The sequence below is a fragment of the Candidatus Binatia bacterium genome, from assembly GCA_035631035.1.
Lineage (GTDB): Bacteria > Eisenbacteria > RBG-16-71-46 > SZUA-252 > SZUA-252 > DASQJL01.
Genome location: DASQJL010000117.1, coordinates 12,114 through 33,539, shown reverse-complemented (window position 1 = coordinate 33,539; position 21,426 = coordinate 12,114). Strand labels below are relative to the sequence as shown.

The window sequence follows — 21,426 nt, the reverse complement described above, 5'->3', positions numbered from 1 at the left end:
TCGGCGCCCATCGTGATGAGCGCGATGCCGCAGCAGCGCTGATCGGGCACCACGACCTCGACGCCGTTCGCCTCGAGCACCTTCACCGTGGCGGCGGCTTCTCCCTCGGGGTCATGGAAGCGGGCGAAGCAGCCGGCGAAGTAGGCGACCTTCTTGGTGATCGGCACCTGCCGCGGCGGCAGAGGGCCGAGCCGCGCGTGGTGGTTCGAGCCCGGAGCGTGCGCGCCGGGCCCGAGGCCCTCGCCGGCGATCCCCGGCGGCGTGGCGCCACCCGGTGATTCCGCCGGCATGAGCGGAAGCGCGAGCGCCCGCTTCGACCCCTCGTCGCCCACGCGGAACGACCTGCGGAAGCGCGGCAGGTCGAGCTTCCCCGCGATCTTCCCCACCGACTCGCGCGCCGCGCGCTCGGCGGGATTGCCGATCGCCGCGTTCACCAGCCCCGGCGCGACCGACGCGACCCGCGCCACTCTCGACGAATTCCCGAGCACCCAGTTCCGGAGCGGCATCCCCTTCTTCTCCACGAACGCGCGCCGGGCGGCCACCGCCAGCCCCGGGATGTCCACCTGGCTCGGGCACTCGCTCAGGCAGAGCTTGCAGTTGAAGCAGGAGTCCATGACCTCCTTGAAGGGCTTGTCGGTCAGCATGTCGGGATGGAGCGCGCCCCGGATCAGCTCCATCAGGAGCGAGGCCTTGGCGCGCGCGGCGTGCGGCTCGATCAGCGTCGTGCTTCCGACCGGGCAGTAGTCGCGGCAGGTGCCGCAGCCGTGGCAGTGCTCGATCATCGCCCGGTAGTCGGGCTCGTCGAAGACGGTGCCGGTCGCGACGTACTCGTTGGTGTAGCGGAGCGAGTCGCCCGGGAAGGTCGCGGCATCCGAGATGACCGAGCCGGGATTCAAGATGCCGCGGGGATCGAGCGCGCGCTTGATCTCGGCCATCACGTCGTACGACTCGGGATACTGCCGGCGCAGATAGGGCGCCCGGAGCACGCCGTCGCCGTGCTCCCCGGTGATGGTCCCCCCGAGACGCCACGTCAGCTCGAAGGCGTCCTCGGCCATCGCGGCCATGCGCGGGACGAAGGTGGCCTCGTGCGGATCCAGCAGCGGCACGACATGCACGTTCCCGTTCCCCGCGTGGCCGAAGACGACGTAGCGGGTCCGGTGCTTGGCGAAGATGGAGCGGAGCCCGCCGATGTACTCGCCGAGCGCCTCGGCGGGGACGGCGGTGTCGTCGATGAAGTTCATCGGCCGCTCGACCGGCTCGGCGCGGTAGACCAGCGGCAGGGCGGCCCGCCGGACGCTCCAGAGCGCCGCCCGCTCGGCCGCGTCGCGCGCGGCGCGGAAATCGAGCACCTTCCCCGGGCGCGCCGCGACCCACTCCTCGATCGCGGCCAGGCCGGTCCGCGCCTCCTCGTCCGCCGCGCCCTCGAACTCGACCAGAAGCCCCGCCTCGAACCGGTCGGGGATCAGGTCGCGGAGGTCGGGGCGGTCCTTCTTCACGAACTCGAGGAAGGTGTGGTCCATCGCCTCGATCGCCGAGGCGCCCGCGCGCCGCGCCTCGAGCACCGCCTCCGTCGCTTCGTGCCACGAGGCGAAGTAGAGGAGCGCGACCGCGGTGGCCAAGGGCTTCGGGACGAGGCGCATCGTCGCCTCGGTCACGATGCCGAGCGTCCCCTCGGACCCGCACAGGAGCCGGATCGGATCGAAGCGCGGCTCGATGGAGGAGACTTGGTCCCCGGGGCTCCACGCGCCCCAGAGGTCGTAGCCGCAGGAGTTCTTGTTCGCGCGGGGGCGCTCCGGCAAGAACCGCGGCGCTCCGGCGCGAAGGATCTCGGTCAGGTGCTCGGCCGTGCGCGTCCAGGCCGAGGGCTCGTCTCCCGAGGCGCCCTCGCCCAGGCGGACCACGGCCCCGTCGTGGAGCACGACGGTGAGCGCCTCGAGATGATCCTTGGTCGTGCCGTGGCGAAGCGTGTGGGCGCCGGCGGCGTTCGTTCCGATGTTTCCGCCGATGGTGCAGAAATCCCCCGACGAGGGATCGGGACCCAGGCGCAGGCCGTAGGGCGCGGCCGCGCGCTGCACGCGCGTGTGGATCGCGCCCGGCTCCACGCGCACGCGCCGCTGGCCGGGATCCACCTCGAGCACGTGGTGCATGTGCGCCGAGAAGTCGAGGATGATCCCGGGCCCCAGCGCCGCGCCGGCGAGCGAAGAGCCCCCGCCGCGGGGCGTGACCGGGATCCCGTGCTCGGAGGCGAATGCCATGACGGCCGCGACGTCCGAGGTCGACCGGGGGGACACGACGGCTAGCGGCTTCCTGCGGAAGATGCAGGCCGCCGTCGCGAAGAGAGCGAGGGTGATCGGATCGGTGCGAACCTCGCCCGCGATGCGCGGAGCGAGGTCGCGCTGCAATTCACGCTGCGGGTCCATCTTCACCCCGCGCGCGGGTACGGCTCAGGCGCGCTCGAGAAAGAAACGATCGTAGAGGATGCCGGCCACCCCGCCCCCTAGGAGCGGCCCCACCCAGTATACCCACTGGTCCTGCCAGAAGCCCGCCACCAGGGCGGGCCCGAAGGCGCGCGCGGGGTTGAAGGCCATACCGGTTAGAACCCCGCCCATCAGGATGTTCGCCGTCAGGGTGAGTCCGATCGCGAGGCCGTAGAAGCCCTTGGGAGCTCGGGGGTCCACGGCGGAGCCGAAGACCACGAGCACCAGCATGAAGGCGGCGATCCCCTCGAGGAGCGCGGCCAGGGAGGGCCGGATCGAGGGATCGGCCACCGGAGCGCCGAGATGCGCGTCGGCCGCCCCGTTGTGGTAGGCCACGGCCAGGATCCAGGCCGCGACCACGGCTCCGGCCAACTGGGCCACCCAGTAGAGCAGCGTCATCCCCGCCGAGAGGCGGCGCGTGAGGAACATGGCGAAGCTCACGGCCGGATTGAAGTGGCCGCCGGAGATGTGTCCCAGCGCGTAGATGCCGACCATGATCGCGAGGCCGTGCGCCACCGCGATCCCCGTCGTGCCCACGGTCTGCGTCATCTGCTGCTGGAGAATCGCTCCCGCTCCGAACAGGACGAGTCCGAAGGTACCCAGGAACTCCGCCAGGAATCTCCTCGCGCTGGGCATCAGAGCCCTCCCACCGTTTTGGCGTCGAGACGCTTGGCCAGCTCGACCAGGAGCCGCACGCCCGCGTCGTAGTCCTTGCGGTCCATGATCGTCGCGTGGCTGTGGATGTACCGGGTCGGAATGAAGATGACGAGCGACGGGATTCCCGTGTCGTACACGTGGAAGCGGCCCGCGTCGGTGCCGCCGCGCTCCACCGTCCCGAGATGGAACGGGATCTTCTGCTTCTCGCAGATCTCGACGGCCAGGTCGCGGAGTCCGACGTTCGGGATCAGGGTGGCGTCGTAGACCAGGATGCCCACGCCGGCGCCCAGCTTCTCGTCCCCGTCGCCCATCGAGCCCGGCGTGTCGTGCGCGATCCCCACGTCCACGGCGATCGCCACCTGCGGCTTCACCGAGGCCACGGCGGTCTGGGCGCCGCGCAGCCCCACCTCTTCCATGGTGGTCGCCACGCCGTACACGGTGTTCGGGTGGCGCGCCTCCTTGAGTCCCCGCAGCATGTCGACGACCAGCCCGCAGCCGACGCGGTTGTCCAACGCCTTCGCGAGGTAGAGCCGCGGATTCGCCATGACGTCGAAGCCCGACTCGGGAACGATCGGATCGCCGGGGCGGATTCCAAGCTTCTTCCGCACGTCGAAGTAGGACGTGGCGCCCACGTCGATGAACATGTCCTTGAGCTCGAGGACCTTCCGCCGCTCCTCTTCCTGCAGCTCGTGAGGCGGCTTGGATCCGACCACGCCGAGCACGTCGCCCTTCCGGGTCCGGATGCGCACCTTCTGCGCGAGGACGACGTGGCCCCACCACCCGCCCATGGGCAGGAACTTGATGAAGCCCTCGGGCGTGATCCCCTTCACCATGAACCCGACCTCGTCCATGTGCCCCGCAACCAGCACGCGGGGTTGATCGGCCGTTCCCTTCTTCTTGCAGAGGATGCTTCCAAGCCCGTCCTGGGTCACCTCGCCGAGGCCACGCAGGTGCTTCTTCATCATCCCCGCGATCTCGGTCTCGTGGCCCGGAGGGCCGAAGCCCTCGCACAGTTCCTTCAGCAATGCCTGGCTGGCGTCCATTCGTCGCTCCTGGATCCGCGGCTGTAAGTGTGGGTAGGGCGCTACTATCGGTCTGGGGCCCGGGTGTGTCAAGGCCGCCGGGGGGCGGCCTCCCGGGACTCGACCCAGGACAAAACGCCCCCGCGGGACGCTTTCCCCGCGGGGGCGTGGACGATGCGGACGATGTGGGGGCTCGCTACCTCGCCATCACGACCGTGATCGGATCCTCGGTCTTGAGCACGACCTTGCTGCCGGCCGGGATCTCCAGCTCGTGGCCCTTCGAGGCCGCCACGGCGCCGGCGCCGACCGCGGCGCCACCGATGGCGCCGATGATGGTGCTCTTGGTGGATCCGCCGGCCACCTTGCCGATGACCGCGCCGGCAACCGTGCCGCCGCCGATCAGGAGCTTGTCACGCGTGCTCGTGGACTTGGCTTCCAGCTCCTTGCCCTCGCTGCTCGTCACGGTGGCGTTGAGCGACTTGGTGCCGCCCACGGTCTCGATCGAGGTGAAGTCGTACTTGAGGAAGGCGCGTCCCTCCTGGTCCTTGGCGTGGCTCGCGCGCTTCAGGTCCGCGATCTTGCCGCGCACCATGGCGCCTTCCTCGGCCACCACCTTGCCGTCGACGACGAGCGGCGCGGCGAGCTTGGCTTCGATCGGATCGCCGATGTTCGCCGTCTTGGTGCTCGCGTCGGTCACCATCACGAGATCCATCGTCGTGCCCACGGGGATGTGCACCGTGGCCTTCGACGCGGTGGCGGTGCCGCCCGACGGGGTCGACTTGTGCGTCGTGGTGTGGGTCGTGGTCCTGGTCCCGCCCGTGGCCGGCGGGTTCTCCGCCGAAGGCGTCGTGGTCGCTGCCGGCGGCGTCTCCTCGACGGGATAGGGGCTTTCCGCGCTCATGGTGGTATCGCTCGCGGACGTCGAGGTCTCGGCCTGCTTCTTCTGGCAGGCCGAAACGCCCACGACCACCGCCAGCGCAAATGCGACGATTCCAAGCTGTCTCAAGCTGTACATGGCTCCTCCGCCGTCCCTAGTAGATGAACCGGTACGTGAACCCGCCCAGGATCTTCAACTGATTGGCATCCGAGACGAAGTTATAGCGCAGTTCACCGAAGAGAGCCAGATTCGGCATCGCGTCCGTCCGCACGCCGCCCTGGAGGCTCAAGCCAAGCTTGGTGTCGGACTGGTCGGGCACGTTGGGGACGTTGGTGGAAGCCTTGAGCCAGTGCAGGCCGATGCCGCCACCGGCGTAAGGCGTGACGCGGCTGTCCTGCAGCGGAAAATCGAGATTGATGTCCGCCCCGAGCGAGAAGTCCTTCAGGTCGGCGTTGTAGGGCCCGACGTCCTGGCCGACGCTCCAGTACTCGACGAGCGGCATGAGCCGCACGTTCCGGGCGAACTCGCCGGCGTCGATGTGGACCCCGAGATCCACGGTGCTGCTCGCACCTTCGGGGTCGACCAGCCCGATCCGGGCGCCCATTCCCTTGAATCCAAGCGAAACGTCTTCCGTGCGCGCGCTCGACGTCGTCTGCGTCTGCGCCCAAGCGCGCGGCGCGGTCGCCGCGAGACTCGTGATCGCGACCAACGCGACCCCGAGCGCGGCTACCCGCGCCATTCTCCGGGTAAGGCTCCGATCCATCGTTCCACCTCCTGGTTCGCTCCCAAAACGACGCCCCCGTCGGGGGCGGCGCGATTTCGTCCCGCGGTATCCAGCCGGAAACGTACCGCACCGCGCCCGCGGGGGCCACTAGAACCGGAAGATTGGAGCGTGGTCTCAGAAGCTGAAGCGAAGCCCTCCGTGCACTCCCAGGCCGTCCATGTCGATCTCATCCTTGATGGTGCCGCCCACGAACGGATCGAAGAAGCGCGCCGACACGGTGCTCTTGTTCCAGAGCGCTTCGCCGTAGAGATTCAGGGTCGGGGAGACGCCGACGTTCAGCCCCGCAAAGACCTGGGCCCCGAACCCGTCGTAGTCATCCTGGAAATCGAAGCCGGTCGAGTCGGTGCCGCTGACCGTGAGCCACTCCCAGCCGAGGCCGCCGCCGACGTAGGGCTGGAAGTCCTTGGAAACCGGGAAGCGGACGCGGAGGATGGCCATGAGCGGAACGAGGTTCGTCTCGATGTTGTTCGTGTCGATGACGCGCTCGTGGACGTTGCCGGCCTCATCGGTATAGGTGGAGACGACTTCCGAGTTGTCCGACTGGCGGTGGTACCAGTTCACGCGAACGCCCAGGTCGAGGGCGTCCCCGACTTCGCTGCCCAGCTCGCCGTTCATCCAGAGGCCGTTGCCCGGCTGATCGTCCGGATCGAACGAGCCCGCGCCGATCGCGCCGAAGTAGCGTGGCTGGTCGTTATCTTCATAGCGGTCCCGATAGCGGTCCCGGTAGGGGTGGCGCCGGTAAATCGGGCGCTCGCTGAACGAGGAAGACGTGGAGGCAAACACGGGAACGGCGCCGCTGTTCCCGATCTCCCCGCCGGCCAGGACCGGGCTCGCGCCCGCGTTCTGACTCTGGAACGCGAGCCCCTGGTAGTCGAGGGGACCCGCGGAGGCGGTCCACGGGGCGGCCGCCAGGGCGCCCGCGAAGACGACGGCGGTGATGATTGTGTTGCGCTGCATGGGACTCCTCCCTTTCGCGAAAGGTGAGAATCGTGAGACGGTCCCCACTCCGAGCAGACGATGTGCCATTCAAGAAGCCCTTGTCGCTGCGGTATTTAGGAGCGCAGTCCCGCGCCACGGTTGCATCGTTCCTGTCACACTATGTCGAACTTTCTACATACGCCGGCCCCGCTCCTCTACCCTGGCGCGGCCCTTCGGTTGGACGCCCGAACGGGGCGACACGTTGACGGGAGGCGGAGGGCCATGAGGGATCGAACGAAACGGGACACCTGGGCGCGACTGCTTGCGGTCGCGGCCGTGACCTCCGCGCTGGCCGGGATCGCCTCCGGGGCCGCGGCGGAGCCCGCGGAATTCCTCCCCGTGCGGCACTTCGCCTACGAGGAGATCGAGGCGCTCGCCGCGCGAGGACGGCTCGATTCCATCGCCGTCTACTCGCGGCCTCTGGCGCGGATCGACGTGGCGCGCGCGCTGCTCCGGGCCCAGCGCCTCGACCCGGCAATCGTTTCGGATCTCCATTACCAGCGGCTGGAGCGCGAGCTGGCGCGCGAGCTGACCGACCTCGGCGCGCCGCCGGCCCGGCCCGAGACGGGGCCGCTGGTGGACGCGGGCCCGCGCGAGCAGCGATTCCGCCTCTCCACCGCCGGGCACCTGCGCGGCGACTACGAAGAGCGCCGCGACCCGCACTACCGCTTCCGCGACGAATCCTCGGCCAGCGCGCGCATGTCGCTCCAGCTCTGGCCCGCGCTGGGGGCCTTCGAGGATCTCGGCGTCACGCGGATCCGCTCACAGCGCGAGTGGATCGACGCCGTCGTCGCGCACACCGATCTGGAGACGGCCGTGCTGCGCGCCGAGATCACGGCGCGCGCGGGCGCGCTGACGGCGGCAGCGGGCTACGACGATTTCCGCTGGGGACCCGGCCGGCGCGGGACGCTGCTCCTCTCGGACGCGGCCGGGCCGATGGGATTTCTCTACCATTCCGTGCGCCTGGGCGGACGCGTGACCGCCTCGGCGATCACGGGCCAGCTCTCGCGTCAGGACCAGCGCTACGTCGCGGCGCATCGGATCGAAGCCAGCGTCTCGCGCGCGCTCACGGTGGGACTGGGCGAGGCGGTGCGGTACCGGAGCGACAACGTCGATCTGGTCTACGCGCTGGGCATCCTTCCCTACGCCATCGTGGAGCGGATCCACATCCGCGACGTCTCCAGCGACTCGCTGCGCGGGCTGGCGCGCGCGAACATCATGGCCTCCGCCGACCTGGCCTGGCGTCCCACGCGCGACGTCTCCCTCACGGGCGAGCTTCTGGTCGACGACTTCACCACCGAGGACCGGACCATGCCCGACCGCTTCGCCTGGCAGGTCGGCCTTCGCAGCGACCGCCCCTTCGGCGCCCGCGCGATCCGCCTGCTCGGGGAGTACACGCGGGTCCGGAACTTCACCTATTCGGTCGACTACGGGGAGAACTTCATCTACCGGGGACGGCCGCTGGGCTTTGCGCTGGGCCCCGACGTGGAGAACGTCTTCGTCGAGGCGGTCTACGACTGGAGCCGCGACTGGCAGTTCCGCTGGAGCGGAGACTTCACCAACCACGGCGAGGGGAAGCTGGGAGACGCTTTCCTCGAGGGAACGGGCCCGGTGAGCAACGCCTCGCTCACCGGGATCGTGGAGCGCCGCCGCGACGTGTTCGGCGATGCGCGCTGGATGCCGCGCGACAACGTGGACCTCTCGCTGGGCGCGGGATACCGCCGCGTGCAAAACGAGAACAACGTCGCCGGGCGCGCGCGGAACGAATGGCTCGGGCGGCTCGCGTTGGACGTGCGCTACTGACCTCCGCGGCTAGACGTTCCCCCGCAGCGCCTGGAATCCCGCCACCGAGGCGCCCAGGAGGAGGAACGTCCAAGCGATGACCGCGAACCAGACCAGCCAGCCGATCCCGCACACGGCCAGCGCCCGCCCCGTGCTCCGGTAGTCCAGCGCCTGCCGCACGGCGACCACGAAGGCCGCCAGCATCCAGAGTCCCGCGACCAGGTTGAAGACGAAGCCGACGACCGGGATGCCGCCGAAGACGCGGAGGATGCCCGGAGCGGCCGCGAAGCCCGTGGTGCGGAGCAGCTCCCCGATGTCGGCGTGGGTCTCCGGGGTGGGCAGGATCTTCGTCCCGATGAGCCAGGTGAGCGCCGACCATAGCACCCACGCGACCAGGGCTCCGAGGATCCCGACGCCGATCGCGCGTCCCCCTCCCTCCGCCATCGAAAAGCCCGCGGCGATCGCGGAGAGCACCACGACCCCGAGCGCCTGGAGGTTCGCGGTCTTGTCGGCTTCGACTTCCTCGTACGTCTCGGAGCGCAGCTGCGCCGCTCCGATCACGCGGTTCACCCAGCTCGCCATGCGACCCTCCCCCTCGAGTGGGACACGATGAGCGGAGGCGGGCCGGATGCGCCCGCTCCGCGCCCGGATCAGCCCGCGTTCGGCGCCCGCCGCAAGGGCTGGAACACGCTGCGGTCCGGATCCTCGGTCCGGGTGGCGGCCGCGCGGGCCTCCTCCCAGAACAGCTCCTGCGCGCGGGTCGCCTTCTTCCTCCCGTCGCGCCTGGCGTAGGCGCCGTCGGACTTCAACTCGCGCGCCTTCACGTTGTCGGCGAAGATCGTGTCCAGAATACGGCCCAGGCGGGCGCGGTGTTCCGGGTCCACGATCGGCGTCATCAGCTCGACCCGACGGTCCAGGTTGCGCGGCATCCAGTCGGCGCTCGCGATGAAGGTCTCCATGTCGCCGCCGTTTCGGAACTCGAAGATGCGCGCGTGCTCCAGGAAGCGGTCCACCAGGCTCACGACCCGGATGTTCTCCGACATCCCCTTCACGCCGGGACGGAGGAGGCAGGAGCCGCGCACGTTGAGATCGATCCGCACCCCCGCGTTCGACGCCTCATACAGCGCCTCGATGAGCGGAATGTCCAGCAGCGCGTTCATCTTCGCGCGGATCTGCCCCGGCTCTTCCGCGGTCGCTTTCGCGATCTCGCGCCGGATCAGGGCGAGGAGCCGCGCGCGGAGCCCGAGCGGCGCCATCTCGATCCGGCGCCAGGGCAACGGCTCCGAGTAGCCGGTGACCACGTTGAAGAAGCCGGTCAGATCGGCGCAGAGATCCTCGTCCGCCGAGAGGAGTCCCACGTCGGAGTAGTCGGCGGCCGTCCGCTCGTTGTAGTTGCCGGTGCCGACATGGGCGTAGCGCTCGATCCCTCCCGGACCGCGGCGCACGATGAGGAGCGCCTTGGCGTGCGTCTTCAAACCCGCGAGCCCGTAGAGCACCTGCGCGCCGGCGTCCTCCAGGCGGCGCGCCCAGTTCACGTTCCGCTCCTCGTCGAAGCGCGCCTGCAGCTCGACCAGCACCGTCACCTGCTTCCCGCTCTCCGCCGCGCGCTCCAGCGCGTTCACCACCTCCGACGTGGACGACGTGCGGTAGAGCACCTGCTTGATCGCGAGCACGCTGGGGTCCTCGGCCGCGAGCACCAGGAGCCGCAGCACCGGCTCGAACGTCTCGTAGGGGTGGAAGAGGAGGATGTCCCGCTCCTGGATCGCGTCCCAGATCCCGTCGAGCGGCGGCACCCCCGGCACCGGCTGCGGCGGCCACGCCGGCGCGCGCGGCGCCTTCAGCGAGGGCTGGCGCGCGAAGTCCATCAGGAAGCGGAAATCGAGCGGGCCGGGAACGCGATAGACCTCGCGCTCCTCCAGCTCCAGCGCGGCTCGCAGGCGCTCCACCACGGCGTCGCTCGCCTCCCGCGCGATCTCGAGCCTCACGGGATCGCCGCGCATCCGCTGCCGCAGCACCTGGCGCACGGCGTCCACCAGGTTCTCCTCCTCCTGGTCGTCGGTGGCGAAGTCGGCGTCGCGGGTGACGCGGAAGGACACGGCCTCGCGCACCTCGTATCCCGCGAAGAGCTCGCCCAGGTGCGCGCGCGCCGCCTCCTCCATCAGGACGAAGCGCTGCGCGGGCGCATGGCCGTCGGCGCGCGTCCCCCCGCTCACCTGGATCCACCGCGTGCCGGTGCGCGGCAGCTGCACCACGGCGAGCCGCTCCTCTTCGCCGGGCTTGGCGAGCCGGACCGCGAGATGGAGCGCCAGGTGGAAGAGGCGCGGAAAGGGGGTGTCCTCGGCCACGGCCGCGGGGGTCAGCACGGGGAGGAGCTCCCGCGCGAAAAGCCGGTCCACGAACGCGCGCTCGCTGGGCTCGAGCTCCGTTTCGCGCAGGAAGCGGATGCCCGCGTCCCGCAGCCCGGGAACGATCCCCTGCTCCCAGAGCGCGTACGCGGCGGCGGTCAGCTCCAGCGCGCGGGCCTGCACGGCGGTGAGCCGCTCGGCCTGCGTCTGCCCGGCCGCCGAGCGCTGGTCGGCGCCGGTCCGGACCCGGTCCCGGATCGAAGCCACCCGGATCATGAAGAACTCGTCCAGGTTGGACGCGAAGATTCCTAAGAAGCGCGCCCTCTCCAAGATAGCGCTCTGCGGGTCCTGGGCCTCCTCCAGCACGCGGCCGTTGAAAGCCAGCCAGGTCATGGCCCGATCCAGGTAGCGGCCCTGGGTATCCTTGGGTTCCGTCATGGGTCCGGGAGAATACTCCTTTGGTACCGTTGACTTGGAGCCGGTTTTCGACGAAAGTTAAGCATACTTAACCACCCAGCCCGAAGCGCCTTGTCTCTCCGGCCCGGAGGCGGAGCCCATGGAAACCTGGAAGCGATTCCACGAGAAGCAGCTCACGCACTCGATGGCCCACTATCTCCAGGCCATCGCATCGCTGACGCGCGCCGGCGGCACGTCGGTCAGCGCGATCGCCGAGCGGCTGGGCGTCAGCAAGGCCGGCGTGACGTCGATGCTGCGCTCGCTCACGACGCGCGGGCTGGCCAAGCACGAGCCCTACGGCGATGTGACGCTGACCGTGGAAGGGCAGCGCCTCGCGGCGCGCACTGAGCGGAGCCGCGACGTGCTGACCGAGTTCTTCGGCGAGATCCTGGGCCTCGATCCCGCGACCGCCGAGGAAGACGCCTGCATGATCGAGCACCTGGTGAGCCCCGATTCGATGGTGCGCTTCCTTCGGCTCACCGCGTTCCTGCGATCCGATCATCCCACCGCGGAGCGGTTCCGCGAGGCGTTCCGCGAATACCAGAATGCGTGCGAGAGCGGAACGGAATCGGCCCACTGTCCTGTCTGCCATGGCCGCTGCCTGCGCGTGGCCCTCGAAGAGCTGATCGACCCCGTGGATGGAGGAAAGGAGTCGCTGTCATGACGTCGCGCACGCTCGCGCTGCTCGCTCCCGGCGATCGCGCCGTGGTCCGAGGCATCCTGGCGGAAAAGGAATTCGCGATGCGGCTGATGGAGCTGGGGCTGACCCCCGGCACCGAGGTGGCGCTGATCCGGCGCGCGCCGTTCGGCGACCCGCTCGAGCTGGCCGTGCGCGGGTCGCACTTCTCCATCCGGCGATCGGAGGCGGAACGGATTCATGTCGATGCCCTCTGAGCGCGTCGCCATCGTCGGCAGCCCGAACTCGGGGAAATCCTCCCTCTTCAACCGCCTGACCGGCCTTCGCCAGAAGGTCGCGAACTACCCCGGCGTCACGGTCGAGAAGAAGGTCGGCTCCTGCCGGCTCCCCTCCGGCAAGCAGGTCGACATCGTGGACCTCCCGGGCACCTACAGCCTGGCGCCGCGCTCCCCCGACGAGGCGATCGTGCGCGACGTGCTCGACGGGCACTGCGCTCCCGAGGAGCAGGCCGACCTGGTGGTCGCCGTGGTGGACGCGACGAATCTGGAGCGCCAGCTCTACCTGGCGCTGCAGATTCTCGCGACCGGCCGTCCCGCGGTCCTCGTGCTCAACCTGATCGACGCCGCCCAGGCCCAGGGGATCGCGATCGACGTCCCCGCGATGGAGCGGATGCTGGGCGTGCCGGTGCTCGCGGTGTCCGCCAAGACGGGGTTCGGCATCGACCGGCTGCGCACCGCGCTGGATACGCGCGCGGCCGCGAACGGGAACGGCCACGGCAACGGGAACGGGCACGCGAACGGGTACGTGAACGGGAACGGGAGCGCGCACGCGGACGGAAACGGCAACGGCAACGGGCACCGCCTCACGCTGGAGCAGGCGCTGGATCCCGCCCTGGGCTACGCCAACGTGGAGCGGATCATCAAGGCCGTGGTCCGGCGCGTGCCCGGGCGCCAGGCTCCGCGCGCCGGACTCGACCGCGTGCTCACCCACCGGATCCTGGGCCCGATCATCCTCGTGCTCTTCATGGGCGGCGTGTTCCAGAGCATCTACGCCTGGGCCTCTCCCTTCATGGACCTGATCTCCTCCGGCTTTGCCGCGCTCGCGGGTGCCGCGCAGGCGACGCTCCCGGCCGGGCCGATCCGCTCGCTCCTGGTGGACGGCGTGCTCGCGGGTGCGGGCACGGTCGCCTCGTTCATTCCCCAGCTCGCGATCCTCTTCTTCTTCATCGCGCTGATGGAGGACACGGGCTACATGGCGCGCGCCGCGTTCATCATGGACCGCGTCATGGGCGCGGTGGGGCTTCCGGGACGGGCGTTCCTGCCGCTCCTGTCGTCCTTCGCCTGCGCGATTCCGGGGATCATGGCCACGCGCACCATCGAGAACCGGAACGACCGGCTCACGACGATCATGATCGCGCCGCTCATGACCTGCAGCGCGCGCCTTCCCGTCTACGCGCTCCTGATCGGCGCCTTCATCCCCGACCGCTACGTGCTCGGCATCCTGAATCTGAGGGGGCTGACGCTGCTCTCGCTCTATCTCTTCGGGATTCTCGCCGCGCTCGCGGTGGCCGCGGTCCTGAAGCGCACCGTCCTGCGGGGACCGAAGCCGCTCTACGTGATGGAGCTGCCGCACTACCGCATGCCCTCGCTGCGATCGGTGGCGATGACGATCCGAAACCGCTGTCTCCTCTTCCTCCAGAAGGCGGGCACGGTCATCGTCGCGGTCTCGCTGGTGCTCTGGTTCCTCGCCTCCTATCCGGTGAGCAAGCCCGGCACGCCGCCGAGCGAGGCGCTGCGCCATTCCTTCGCGGGACAGCTGGGCCGCGCGATCGAGCCGGTGATCCGGCCGCTGGGGTTCGACTGGAAGATGGGGGTGGGGCTGATCTCCTCGGTCGCGGCGCGCGAGGTGATGATCTCCACGATGGCGACGGTCTACAGCCTGGACGGGTCGGGCGACCCGTCGATGTCGCTCAAGCAGACGCTCCCCAAGGTGCGCAACGACCGCACCGGCGCCCTGGCCTACACGCCGCTCGTCGCGGTTAGCCTCATGGTCTTTTTCGCGCTGGCCTGCCAGTGCATGTCCACGGTCGCCGTGGCGCGGCGCGAGACCAACTCGTGGCGCTGGCCCCTCTTCATGCTGCTCTTCATGAACGCGATCGCGTGGGCCGCCTCGTTCGTGGTGTTCCAGGGCGGCCGGCTCCTGGGATGGGGCTGATGAGCCTGGGCATGGTCCTGCAGCACGTCGTCGCGGTGGGCGCCGCACTCGCCGCGGCCGCCTGGCTCTTCGCGCGGACCCGCGACCCGAAACGGAAGGGCGAGGGTCCGTGCGCGAGCTGCGGCGCCGCCGCTCACTTGAGAACGGCGAAGCGGCCCGAGGCCTCTCCCTCCCGGGTCGTGATTCTGAAGAAGTAGACCCCCGACGCGAGCGGGCCGCCCTGGTCCGTCTTCCCGTCCACCGTGATCCGGTAGACCCCCGCCTCCAGCGGCCTCGATTCCATCTGGCGCCGCACCAGCCGTCCCCGGATGTCGTAGAAGCGCACCGTGACCGCCTGGGAGCGCGCCAGCGTGAAGGTGAGCACGCCGGCGGGATTGAGCGGATTCGGAGCGACCGAGGCGTTGGCGACCGGCTTGCCCGGGGCGCCGCTTCCGATGAGGTCGATCGTGGCGGTGCCCGAGAAGGAGCCGGCATCGGCCAGCCTTCCCTGCAGCGTCACCGTGACCGACTTCCGGCCGACCACGCCGGAGAAGAGGTTCCGGAGATCGGAGCGGGAGAACCCGATCACCGCCTCCGGAACGCCGTTCTGGTCGGCATCGGCGATCGTCATCCCCTTCGCCGCGTCCGCCTGGATGTGATCCACGCTGCCCGTGCCCGGGGAGAGGAGCTCGACCGTGCCGAGGTCGATGTCCGAGGGCGCGAAGGTCCCGTCCGCCGACTCGACGTGGAGGGCGTAATCGGGACCGGCCGCGCGGAGCATCAGCGTGGCGCGCGGTGCCGCGGCGAAGACGCGGGCGGGGTGCGTGGTGCGGCCGCGGTTCTTCAAGATGGTGACCGTGTTCGCGACGATGTTGGAGCAGGAGACCTCGGGCAGGCGGTCCCCGTCCAGGTCGGCGATCGCCACGTTGTGAGCGCCCGCTCCCACGGGATAGTCGATCTTGGGCGCCCACGAGGCGCCGCCCCGGCCGAGCAGCATCGACAGCGTGTTCGAGGCCTGGTTCGCCACGACGATGTCATTCTTCCCGTCGCCGTCCACGTCCCCCACCGCCGAGGCGTGCGGGTTCGTGCCGGTCGGGATCTCCGGCAGCGTGGCGAACGTTCCGTCCCCGTTGCCCAGCGCGATCGTGATCTTCCCCGTGTCGAAGTCGCAGATCACCAGGTCGATGTCGCCGTCCTGGTCCAGGTCGCCGGACGACACGGTGTGCGGGCTGCTCGCGCTGAAGTCGATCTTGGGCTGGAAGGTGCCGTCCCCCTTGCCGAGGAGCACCGACACGGTGCCCGGCGTCGTGTAATTGGTGGCGGCGATGTCCATGTGCCCGTCGTGGTTCAGGTCGGCTCCCGTGAGGCCGTGGGTGTTCTGCCCCGTGGGCAGGAAGGTCGTGGCGGCGAACGTGCCGTCGCCGGCGCCCAGCGCGATGCCGATGCCGCCGTGTGTCTGGTCGGTCGCGACGACGTCGGGCTTCCCGTCCTCGTTGAAGTCGTAGACCCCCAGGTAGACCGGCGAGCCGGTGAGCTGGTAGTCGTGCCGCGTCGAGAAGGTGCCGTTACCGTTGCCGAGCCAGACGCCGAAGGAGTTCGACCCGATGTGCGAGACCACGAGGTCCAGGTGGCCGTCGTGGTTCAGGTCCTTGGCGACGACGGTGTGCGGGCGCACGGCCGCGGCCAGGTTGATCCGCGTTCCGAACGTGAGCGAGCCCTGGCCGGGGTAGATCGTGAGCGTGTTCGAGCCGACGTTCGCCGTCACCAGGTCGGGGATGCCGTCCTCGTTCATGTCGGCGGCGATCACGGTGTGCGGGATGAGGCCGACGCCCAGATGGATGAAGGGCGGCTGGAAGGGCGCCTGCCCGGGGAGCGTCGAGCCGTCCAGGACGTGAACGACGAACGAGGTCTCGTCGCGGTTCGTTCCGTCGGTCACGGCGAGCGTCACGGTGGCGTCGCCGCCATCGGTCGCGCCCGGCGCCACGTGGACGGTGCCGCGCGCGGTGCCGGTGCCGGGATCGGTCGTCGTGACGGTGACGTAGGCGGGTCCCGAGACTTTCTCGAACGTGAGCGCGCTCCCCGCCGCGCTGAAGCCGAGGAGCGGCTGGTCCTGCACGTCCCCCTCGATCGCCGTCATGTCGTCCGGCCGCGCGATCGCCACGGGGTCGGTCACGTCGGCCACGGTGATCGACACGCTGCCGTGGATCATGGCGCCGTTCATGTCGTCGGCCATGATCATGACGTCGTACGTGCCCGCCTGATCGAAGCCGGGCGTCCACCGGAAGAGCGCCGTGCTGTTCATCTGGTCGGTGAGCTGCGCCCCCGCGGGCAGCCCGTCGGCCTGGTACATCACCATGTCGCCGTCCGGATCGGTGGCCGAGACCGTGAACGTGATCGGCTCCCCTTCGGTGCCGGAGATCGCCCCCGGGAAGGTGACCACGGGCGGGCGGTCCTGCTCGCGCACCAGGATCAGGTAGGTCGTCGAGTCGGCCGCGCCGAAGGTGTCCCGCGCGCCGATGATCACTTCATAGGTTCCGGCGTCGGCGAAGCCGGGCGCGGCATGGAGGTTGCCGAACGTGGTCCCGAACGAAGACGAGATCGTGCTCACGGTGATGAACAACGGCCCCGAGGCGACGAAGAACGTGCAGGCGTCGCCGTCGGCGTCGGTCGCCTGGATCGGCGTGTCCAGCAGCACCCCTTCGGCGAGGTTCATCGCGGCGATCGGTGCGATCTCCGGCGCGCGGTTCGTGTTCGCGACGTGCACGGCGAAGGTCTTCTGGTCGTTCGCGACGGCGTCCGCCGCCTTGACGGTGATCGAGGCGTCCCCCGCGTCCTCGAAGCCGGGCGCGAGATGGACGGTGCCGGAGGCGGCGCCCGCGCCGGGGCTGCTCAGGAGCGAAGCCCAGGAGGGCGACGACGTGAGCGTCAGCGTGATGACGTCGCCGTCGGCGTCGGTGGCGGCGACCGCCTGGTCGCGGGTCTCCCCTTCGCCCATGCTCACGTCGGCGATCGCCGCCAGCACGGGCGGGTGATTCGCCGCGCCGCCGTAGCCGATTCCCGCCGCGTCGGTGAAGTCGACGCCCAGCTTGATCAGGTTGTCGAAGTCGGTTCCGGAGCAGGCGGAGCCGAAGCCGGTTCGGAAGTTTGCGTCCAGCGTCCCCTGGGGCGCGAACGCGATGCTGGGCGTTCCCGAGGCCACCGTGGAGGAGAGCGTGGCCAGTCGATAGGTCCCCGGCGGCAGCCCCGCGCCGCCGTAATAGCCCAGCTCCCGCTCGGTATCGTCGGAGCTGGAGGGCACCGCCGTCGTGAACGCGGCGATCTGGTTGGTGACCGCTCCCCAGCTCACGGTGCCGTTGGTGGCCCGGAGCACGACGGAGTACGACGCCAGCGTGAGCGTCGCGTCGCCGCTCGCGCAGACGGCGGGATCGCCGTTGGCGTTGTGGTCGGTGGCGAGCCAGACGTCGATGGTGGTGGCGCCGCTGGGCGCGACGACGTCGGCGCTCGTGTTCACGCCGTCGCCGTTCGTGTCGATCCAGAGATACTGCGCGGATGCGGGAGCGGCCGCGCTCAACGCGGTGATGACGAGGATCGCGAGAAAGGAGCCGGGAACGCGGAAGCGAACGGCGGGAGCCGGGGACGCGGGGGGGATCAGCACGTCACACCTCCAGGATGCAGTGGGCTGGTCGAGTCGTTCGAAAGGATATACGGTTTATCGGGGAATTGCAAGGGAAAACGTAACTTACGAGCGGCGGCGGCTTAAGCGGTCATACCCTCCACGATCACCGGCTTCAGGCCGAACACCTCTTCGAACAGTCCCGACTTCGCGTCGAGGGACATTCTCTCGAGGCCGAGATCCTCGGTGCTGTCCACCTGGATCCGGAGCTCGTCGCCCGACACGGTGATCTTCGGGTCCAGAACGCGCTGGCTATGGCTCTTGTCCAGGGCGTCGGCCACGCGAAGGATCGCGGAGAGGCGGTTCACGGCGAGGCGCGCGGGGCGCGGGAGCGAGGCGTACGAGGGGTGGTCGGCCTGCGGCACGCCGCGCCGGTGGTAGCGCGCGATGTTGGCCACGATCTCGAGGTCCATCTGCGAGAGTCCGAAGACTTCGGAGTGCACCAGCAGGTAGTAGGTGTGGCGGTGGTGTCCCCGCGAGGCGACGAACTCGCCGATGTCGTGGACGATCGACGCCACCTCCAGCAATAGCTGCTCCCGCTCCCCCATCTGGTGCTGCGAAAAGGTGGCCTGGAAGATGGCGCGCGCCAGGGTCGCCGTCTGCAGCCCGTGCTTCTCGTCGGCCCCGTACTTGCGCGCCAGATTCACCGCGGCGGCGATCGTCTGATCCGGGAAGAGCACCGTGCTCCCGCTCCGGATCGACCGCACCATGTGGAGGATCAGCCCCTCCCGCATGCTGGCCCGCGCCACCAGCAGCTGGTCCACCTGGTTCAGGCGGGTCAGCTCGGCGTAGGCGAAGAGCGCCGGCGCGAGCAGTTCCGTCTCGTTGGGCGCCACCGAGTAGGCCTGCGCGATCTGCTCGGGAGTGAGCGGGAGGATCTGGTCGGCGAGCTTCTTCAAGTCTTTCGCGGCGATCGCGGTCAGGTCCTGCGCCTCCGACTCCTTCCCCGCGAGCACGCGCGCGGCGAAGCGCGCCTCCGACCCCACCGCGACCAGGCGGGTGACGTGCTCGAAGGGGAGCGCCCGCTTGACCACGTTCATCATCTCGCGCGCGTTGTGCTGCAGGAGGCGTGCCCGCGCCCGGCGGTCGCCGGTGTCCGTGCGCAGCACCTCGCGCATGCGGAGGGTCCCCATGTCGTGCGTGATCGAGGCCGCCACCTGCCCGTTCCGCACCAGCGCCCATTCCGTGGCGCCGCCGCCCAGGGACAGAAGGAGCGCCTCCCCTTCCCGGTACTCGGGATGGGCTTCCATGTAGCGCTGCACGGCCGCGAAGGTGAGCAGGCTCTCCTGCGATCCCTCGATCACCTCCAGCTCGATTCCGGTCGCGAGGAACACGCGGTCCACGAACGTGTCGCGGTTCAGCGCCCCGCGCACCGCGCTGGTCGCGACCGCGCGCGTGTGCTGCACGCCGTAGGTGTCCATGACCGCGCGGTACTGGCGGAGCACGTTCACGGCTTTCCGGATGCTCGCGACGGAGAGGCTGCCGGTCTGAAAGGTGTCCCTGCCGAGGGCGATCGGCCGCTCCAGCTCTTCCAGCGTGCGCACCGAGCCGTCGGGGGAAAGCTCCGCGATCAGCATGCGGATCCCGCTCGCGCCGACGTCGATGACCGAGAGGATCGGCGGCCGCTCGGGTGCGGCCGCGGCCGGAACCGGCGTGGGGCCCGAGCGGGCCGGCTTCGCGCCGGCGTCGAGCTTCTCGGGAAGATCGGGCAGGCGCTCAGCCATTTTCCACCACCGGCTCGAGGCCGAACTCCTCGTGGAAGAGGTCGCCCTTGTTCTCCAGCGCCCACTGGTCCAGCGTCACGTCGCCCCGGGCGCGAATCTTGAGGCGCAGCTTGGAGTCGCCCGCCTTGGCCTTGACCCGGAGCACCTTCTGCTTGTGGTCGTGGTCCAGCGCGTCGGCCACGCGCAGGATGGCGGCCAGCGCGCGCACGCGGTCCTGCGCGTCCTCGTCCAGCTCGGCGTAGCACTCGTGGTCGGCGTCGGGCATCGCCTTTCGATGGTAGCGGGCCACGTTCGCCACGATCTGCAGCTCCTCGTCGGTCAGACCCAGGATCGGCGACTCGGAGATGATGTAGTAGGCGTGGCGATGGTGCCCCGGCGCGCCGATGAAGTTCCCCACCTCGTGGAGCAGCGCGGCGAGATCCAGGAGCAGGCGATCGCGCTTCGAGAGCTTGTGAAGCGACTTGAGCTGGTCGAAGAGGTCGCCCGCCAGCTCGCTCACGTGCTCGGCGTGCTTGGGATCGGCCTCGTATTTCTTGAGGAGTGCCAACGCCGCGTTCCGCGTCTGGCTGACCTCCAGCTGCTTCATCCCCTCGGCGCCCGCGGTGCGCGCCACGTCGATCAGCACGCCGTCCACGAGCCCGGTGAAGGGCACCCAGATCTCCTTGGCGCCCACGAGCGAGGCGACGTACTCGAAGATCGCTCCCGCGGGAACGATGACGTCGGCGCGGTCGGGACGAAGATCGTAGCGCTTCACGCGCTCCTCGGGCGACACCCGGGCCAGCCGGTGCAGCGTCTGGCGCAGCCGCGCCACCGTGAGCCGCGCGGGCGGCCGCTCCTCGCTCTTGGCGTCCTTGCCGTTCTTGCCGTTCTTGCCGTTCTTCCCGGTCCGGGAAGCCGCCGCGGAAAGGTTGAGCGTCGCGATGGTCTCGATGTTCCCGCCCGTCCCGACCAGCCGCGCCAGCTTCCGACGCTTGAAGAAGTCGAGGATCGGAAAGCGCGAGGACTTGAGAATGGCGTGGATCAGGTGGAGCGTCTTGTCGTGCGAGGCGTGGCCGGTGCGCTCCAGGAGCCGCACCGTCCCCACGTCGTGCGATTCGACCACGAGGATCTCCCCGTGGCCCACGAGCGCGATCTCGCTCGAGCCGCCGCCGACGTCCAGGATCATCGAGATCCCACGATCCAGCGAGAGCCGGCTCCGCACCCCCAGCGCGACCAGGCGCGCCTCCTCGGTGCCGCGGATCAGCTCCAGGTCGATCCCCGTTTCGGTGTGCACCCGCTCCAGGAACGCGGCGCGGTTCTTGGCCTCGCGGGTGGCGCTGGTCGCGACCGCCCGGTGGACGACCACGCCGTGCCCCTCCATCGTCTTCCGGAACTGGCGGAAGGCCTCGATCGCCGCTTCCAGGGTCTCTGGGTCGATCCGGTTCGTCTTGAAGACGGAGGCGCCCAGGCGGACCGGCATCCGGACCCGCTCCACCACCTTGTAGCGGGTGGGGCTCTTGAACTCGGCGATGATGAGCCGCATGGCGTTGGAGCCGACGTCCATGCCGGCGCAGCGGATCGGGAAGGAAGCCCTTGAAGCCGTAGGCATTACCCCATGGTGGGGGCCAGGGCCCCGGGGGTCAAGCTTCGCGGGCGTTTCGGCCCACTGAGGGTCGGGTGCTCGGGCCCGGGACGGGCCGAGGCTTGCGGCTCCCGGGTGCGGCTCTCGGCCACCCCCTGTGGTAGGCTTCCCCGCGTGGATGCCTCCTCCCGGACCCCGGGACAAAAGAGCGCCTCGTCCGTATACGAATCGGACGCGAGTGCCGCGGCGGCCGGTCGGGT

The 21,426-nt window shown here is 69.7% G+C and carries 15 protein-coding genes; 4 read left to right on the top strand and 11 right to left on the bottom strand.

Annotated elements, in window-relative coordinates; translation table 11 throughout:
• From VE326_13610 to VE326_13585, 6 genes are all read right to left on the bottom strand, one after another.
• The coding region (locus tag VE326_13610) for an FAD-linked oxidase C-terminal domain-containing protein (GenBank protein ID HYJ34243.1) at window positions 1-2,420 on the bottom strand (2,420 nt) is incomplete at its 3' end.
• 24 nt (window positions 2,421-2,444) lie between these two features.
• Complete coding sequence (locus tag VE326_13605) at window positions 2,445-3,113, bottom strand: MIP family channel protein (GenBank protein ID HYJ34242.1); 669 nt, start codon at window positions 3,111-3,113, stop codon at window positions 2,445-2,447.
• Window positions 3,113-4,177, bottom strand: a complete 1,065-nt coding sequence (locus VE326_13600) for a M42 family metallopeptidase (protein ID HYJ34241.1) — start codon at window positions 4,175-4,177, stop codon at window positions 3,113-3,115. The genes VE326_13605 and VE326_13600 overlap by 1 nt, the downstream gene beginning before the upstream one ends.
• A gap of 175 nt (window positions 4,178-4,352) precedes the next feature.
• Window positions 4,353-5,162 (bottom strand): hypothetical protein, encoded by an 810-nt coding sequence (locus VE326_13595; GenBank protein HYJ34240.1) that lies wholly within the window; start codon window positions 5,160-5,162, stop codon window positions 4,353-4,355.
• 25 nt (window positions 5,163-5,187) lie between these two features.
• On the bottom strand, window positions 5,188-5,772 hold the full coding sequence (locus tag VE326_13590) for an outer membrane beta-barrel protein (GenBank protein HYJ34239.1): 585 nt from the start codon (window positions 5,770-5,772) through the stop codon (window positions 5,188-5,190).
• A 159-nt stretch (window positions 5,773-5,931) separates the two neighbouring features.
• Entirely contained in the window at window positions 5,932-6,774 is an 843-nt protein-coding gene (locus tag VE326_13585) for an outer membrane beta-barrel protein (protein ID HYJ34238.1), read from the bottom strand.
• Between the two features lie 243 nt (window positions 6,775-7,017).
• Between VE326_13585 and VE326_13580 the strand changes: the two genes are divergently transcribed.
• Complete coding sequence (locus VE326_13580; protein HYJ34237.1) at window positions 7,018-8,598, top strand: hypothetical protein; 1,581 nt, start codon at window positions 7,018-7,020, stop codon at window positions 8,596-8,598.
• Window positions 8,599-8,607: 9 nt separating this feature from the next.
• Here the strand turns inward: VE326_13580 and VE326_13575 are convergent, their stop codons facing one another.
• Both VE326_13575 and ppk1 read right to left on the bottom strand, forming a co-directional pair.
• Complete coding sequence (locus VE326_13575; protein HYJ34236.1) at window positions 8,608-9,159, bottom strand: hypothetical protein; 552 nt, start codon at window positions 9,157-9,159, stop codon at window positions 8,608-8,610.
• A gap of 68 nt (window positions 9,160-9,227) precedes the next feature.
• On the bottom strand, window positions 9,228-11,360 hold the full coding sequence (gene ppk1 / locus VE326_13570; GenBank protein HYJ34235.1) for a polyphosphate kinase 1: 2,133 nt from the start codon (window positions 11,358-11,360) through the stop codon (window positions 9,228-9,230).
• Window positions 11,361-11,478: 118 nt separating this feature from the next.
• Between ppk1 and VE326_13565 the strand changes: the two genes are divergently transcribed.
• From VE326_13565 to feoB, 3 genes are read left to right on the top strand one after another with little or no spacing between them, the layout of a single operon-like run.
• Window positions 11,479-12,042: a metal-dependent transcriptional regulator gene (locus VE326_13565; protein ID HYJ34234.1), complete on the top strand. Its 564-nt coding sequence runs from the start codon at window positions 11,479-11,481 to the stop codon at window positions 12,040-12,042.
• The gene (locus VE326_13560) at window positions 12,039-12,272 is read left to right on the top strand and encodes a FeoA family protein (protein ID HYJ34233.1); all 234 of its coding nucleotides are present in this window, start codon (window positions 12,039-12,041) and stop codon (window positions 12,270-12,272) included. Before VE326_13565 ends, VE326_13560 begins: the two co-directional genes overlap by 4 nt.
• Window positions 12,256-14,229: a ferrous iron transport protein B gene (gene feoB, locus VE326_13555; GenBank protein ID HYJ34232.1), complete on the top strand. Its 1,974-nt coding sequence runs from the start codon at window positions 12,256-12,258 to the stop codon at window positions 14,227-14,229. The genes VE326_13560 and feoB overlap by 17 nt, the downstream gene beginning before the upstream one ends.
• A gap of 133 nt (window positions 14,230-14,362) precedes the next feature.
• Here the strand turns inward: feoB and VE326_13550 are convergent, their stop codons facing one another.
• The 3 genes from VE326_13550 to VE326_13540 all read right to left on the bottom strand — a co-directional run bounded on the left by VE326_13550 (window position 14,363) and on the right by VE326_13540 (window position 21,148).
• Window positions 14,363-17,863, bottom strand: coding sequence for an FG-GAP-like repeat-containing protein (locus VE326_13550; protein ID HYJ34231.1), 3,501 nt, complete (start codon window positions 17,861-17,863; stop codon window positions 14,363-14,365).
• Window positions 17,864-17,964: 101 nt separating this feature from the next.
• On the bottom strand, window positions 17,965-19,605 hold the full coding sequence (locus tag VE326_13545; protein ID HYJ34230.1) for a Ppx/GppA phosphatase family protein: 1,641 nt from the start codon (window positions 19,603-19,605) through the stop codon (window positions 17,965-17,967).
• Window positions 19,598-21,148, bottom strand: coding sequence for a Ppx/GppA phosphatase family protein (locus VE326_13540; GenBank protein HYJ34229.1), 1,551 nt, complete (start codon window positions 21,146-21,148; stop codon window positions 19,598-19,600). Before VE326_13540 ends, VE326_13545 begins: the two co-directional genes overlap by 8 nt.
• Window positions 21,149-21,426 lie beyond the last annotated feature (278 nt).

Bases quoted from the DNA above. Each gene is read 5' to 3' on its own strand.
- VE326_13605 (HYJ34242.1), bottom strand. From the start codon at position 3,113: ATGCCCAGCGCGAGGAGATTCCTGGCGGAGTTCCTGGGTACCTTCGGA.
- feoB (HYJ34232.1), top strand. From the start codon at position 12,256: ATGTCGATGCCCTCTGAGCGCGTCGCCATCGTCGGCAGCCCGAACTCG.
- VE326_13560 (HYJ34233.1), top strand. From the start codon at position 12,039: ATGACGTCGCGCACGCTCGCGCTGCTCGCTCCCGGCGATCGCGCCGTG.
- ppk1 (HYJ34235.1), bottom strand. From the start codon at position 11,360: ATGACGGAACCCAAGGATACCCAGGGCCGCTACCTGGATCGGGCCATG.
- VE326_13575 (HYJ34236.1), bottom strand. From the start codon at position 9,159: ATGGCGAGCTGGGTGAACCGCGTGATCGGAGCGGCGCAGCTGCGCTCC.
- VE326_13600 (HYJ34241.1), bottom strand. From the start codon at position 4,177: ATGGACGCCAGCCAGGCATTGCTGAAGGAACTGTGCGAGGGCTTCGGC.
- VE326_13585 (HYJ34238.1), bottom strand. From the start codon at position 6,774: ATGCAGCGCAACACAATCATCACCGCCGTCGTCTTCGCGGGCGCCCTG.
- VE326_13580 (HYJ34237.1), top strand. From the start codon at position 7,018: ATGAGGGATCGAACGAAACGGGACACCTGGGCGCGACTGCTTGCGGTC.
- VE326_13565 (HYJ34234.1), top strand. From the start codon at position 11,479: ATGGAAACCTGGAAGCGATTCCACGAGAAGCAGCTCACGCACTCGATG.
- VE326_13545 (HYJ34230.1), bottom strand. From the start codon at position 19,605: ATGGCTGAGCGCCTGCCCGATCTTCCCGAGAAGCTCGACGCCGGCGCG.
- VE326_13590 (HYJ34239.1), bottom strand. From the start codon at position 5,772: ATGGCGCGGGTAGCCGCGCTCGGGGTCGCGTTGGTCGCGATCACGAGT.
- VE326_13540 (HYJ34229.1), bottom strand. From the start codon at position 21,148: ATGGACGTCGGCTCCAACGCCATGCGGCTCATCATCGCCGAGTTCAAG.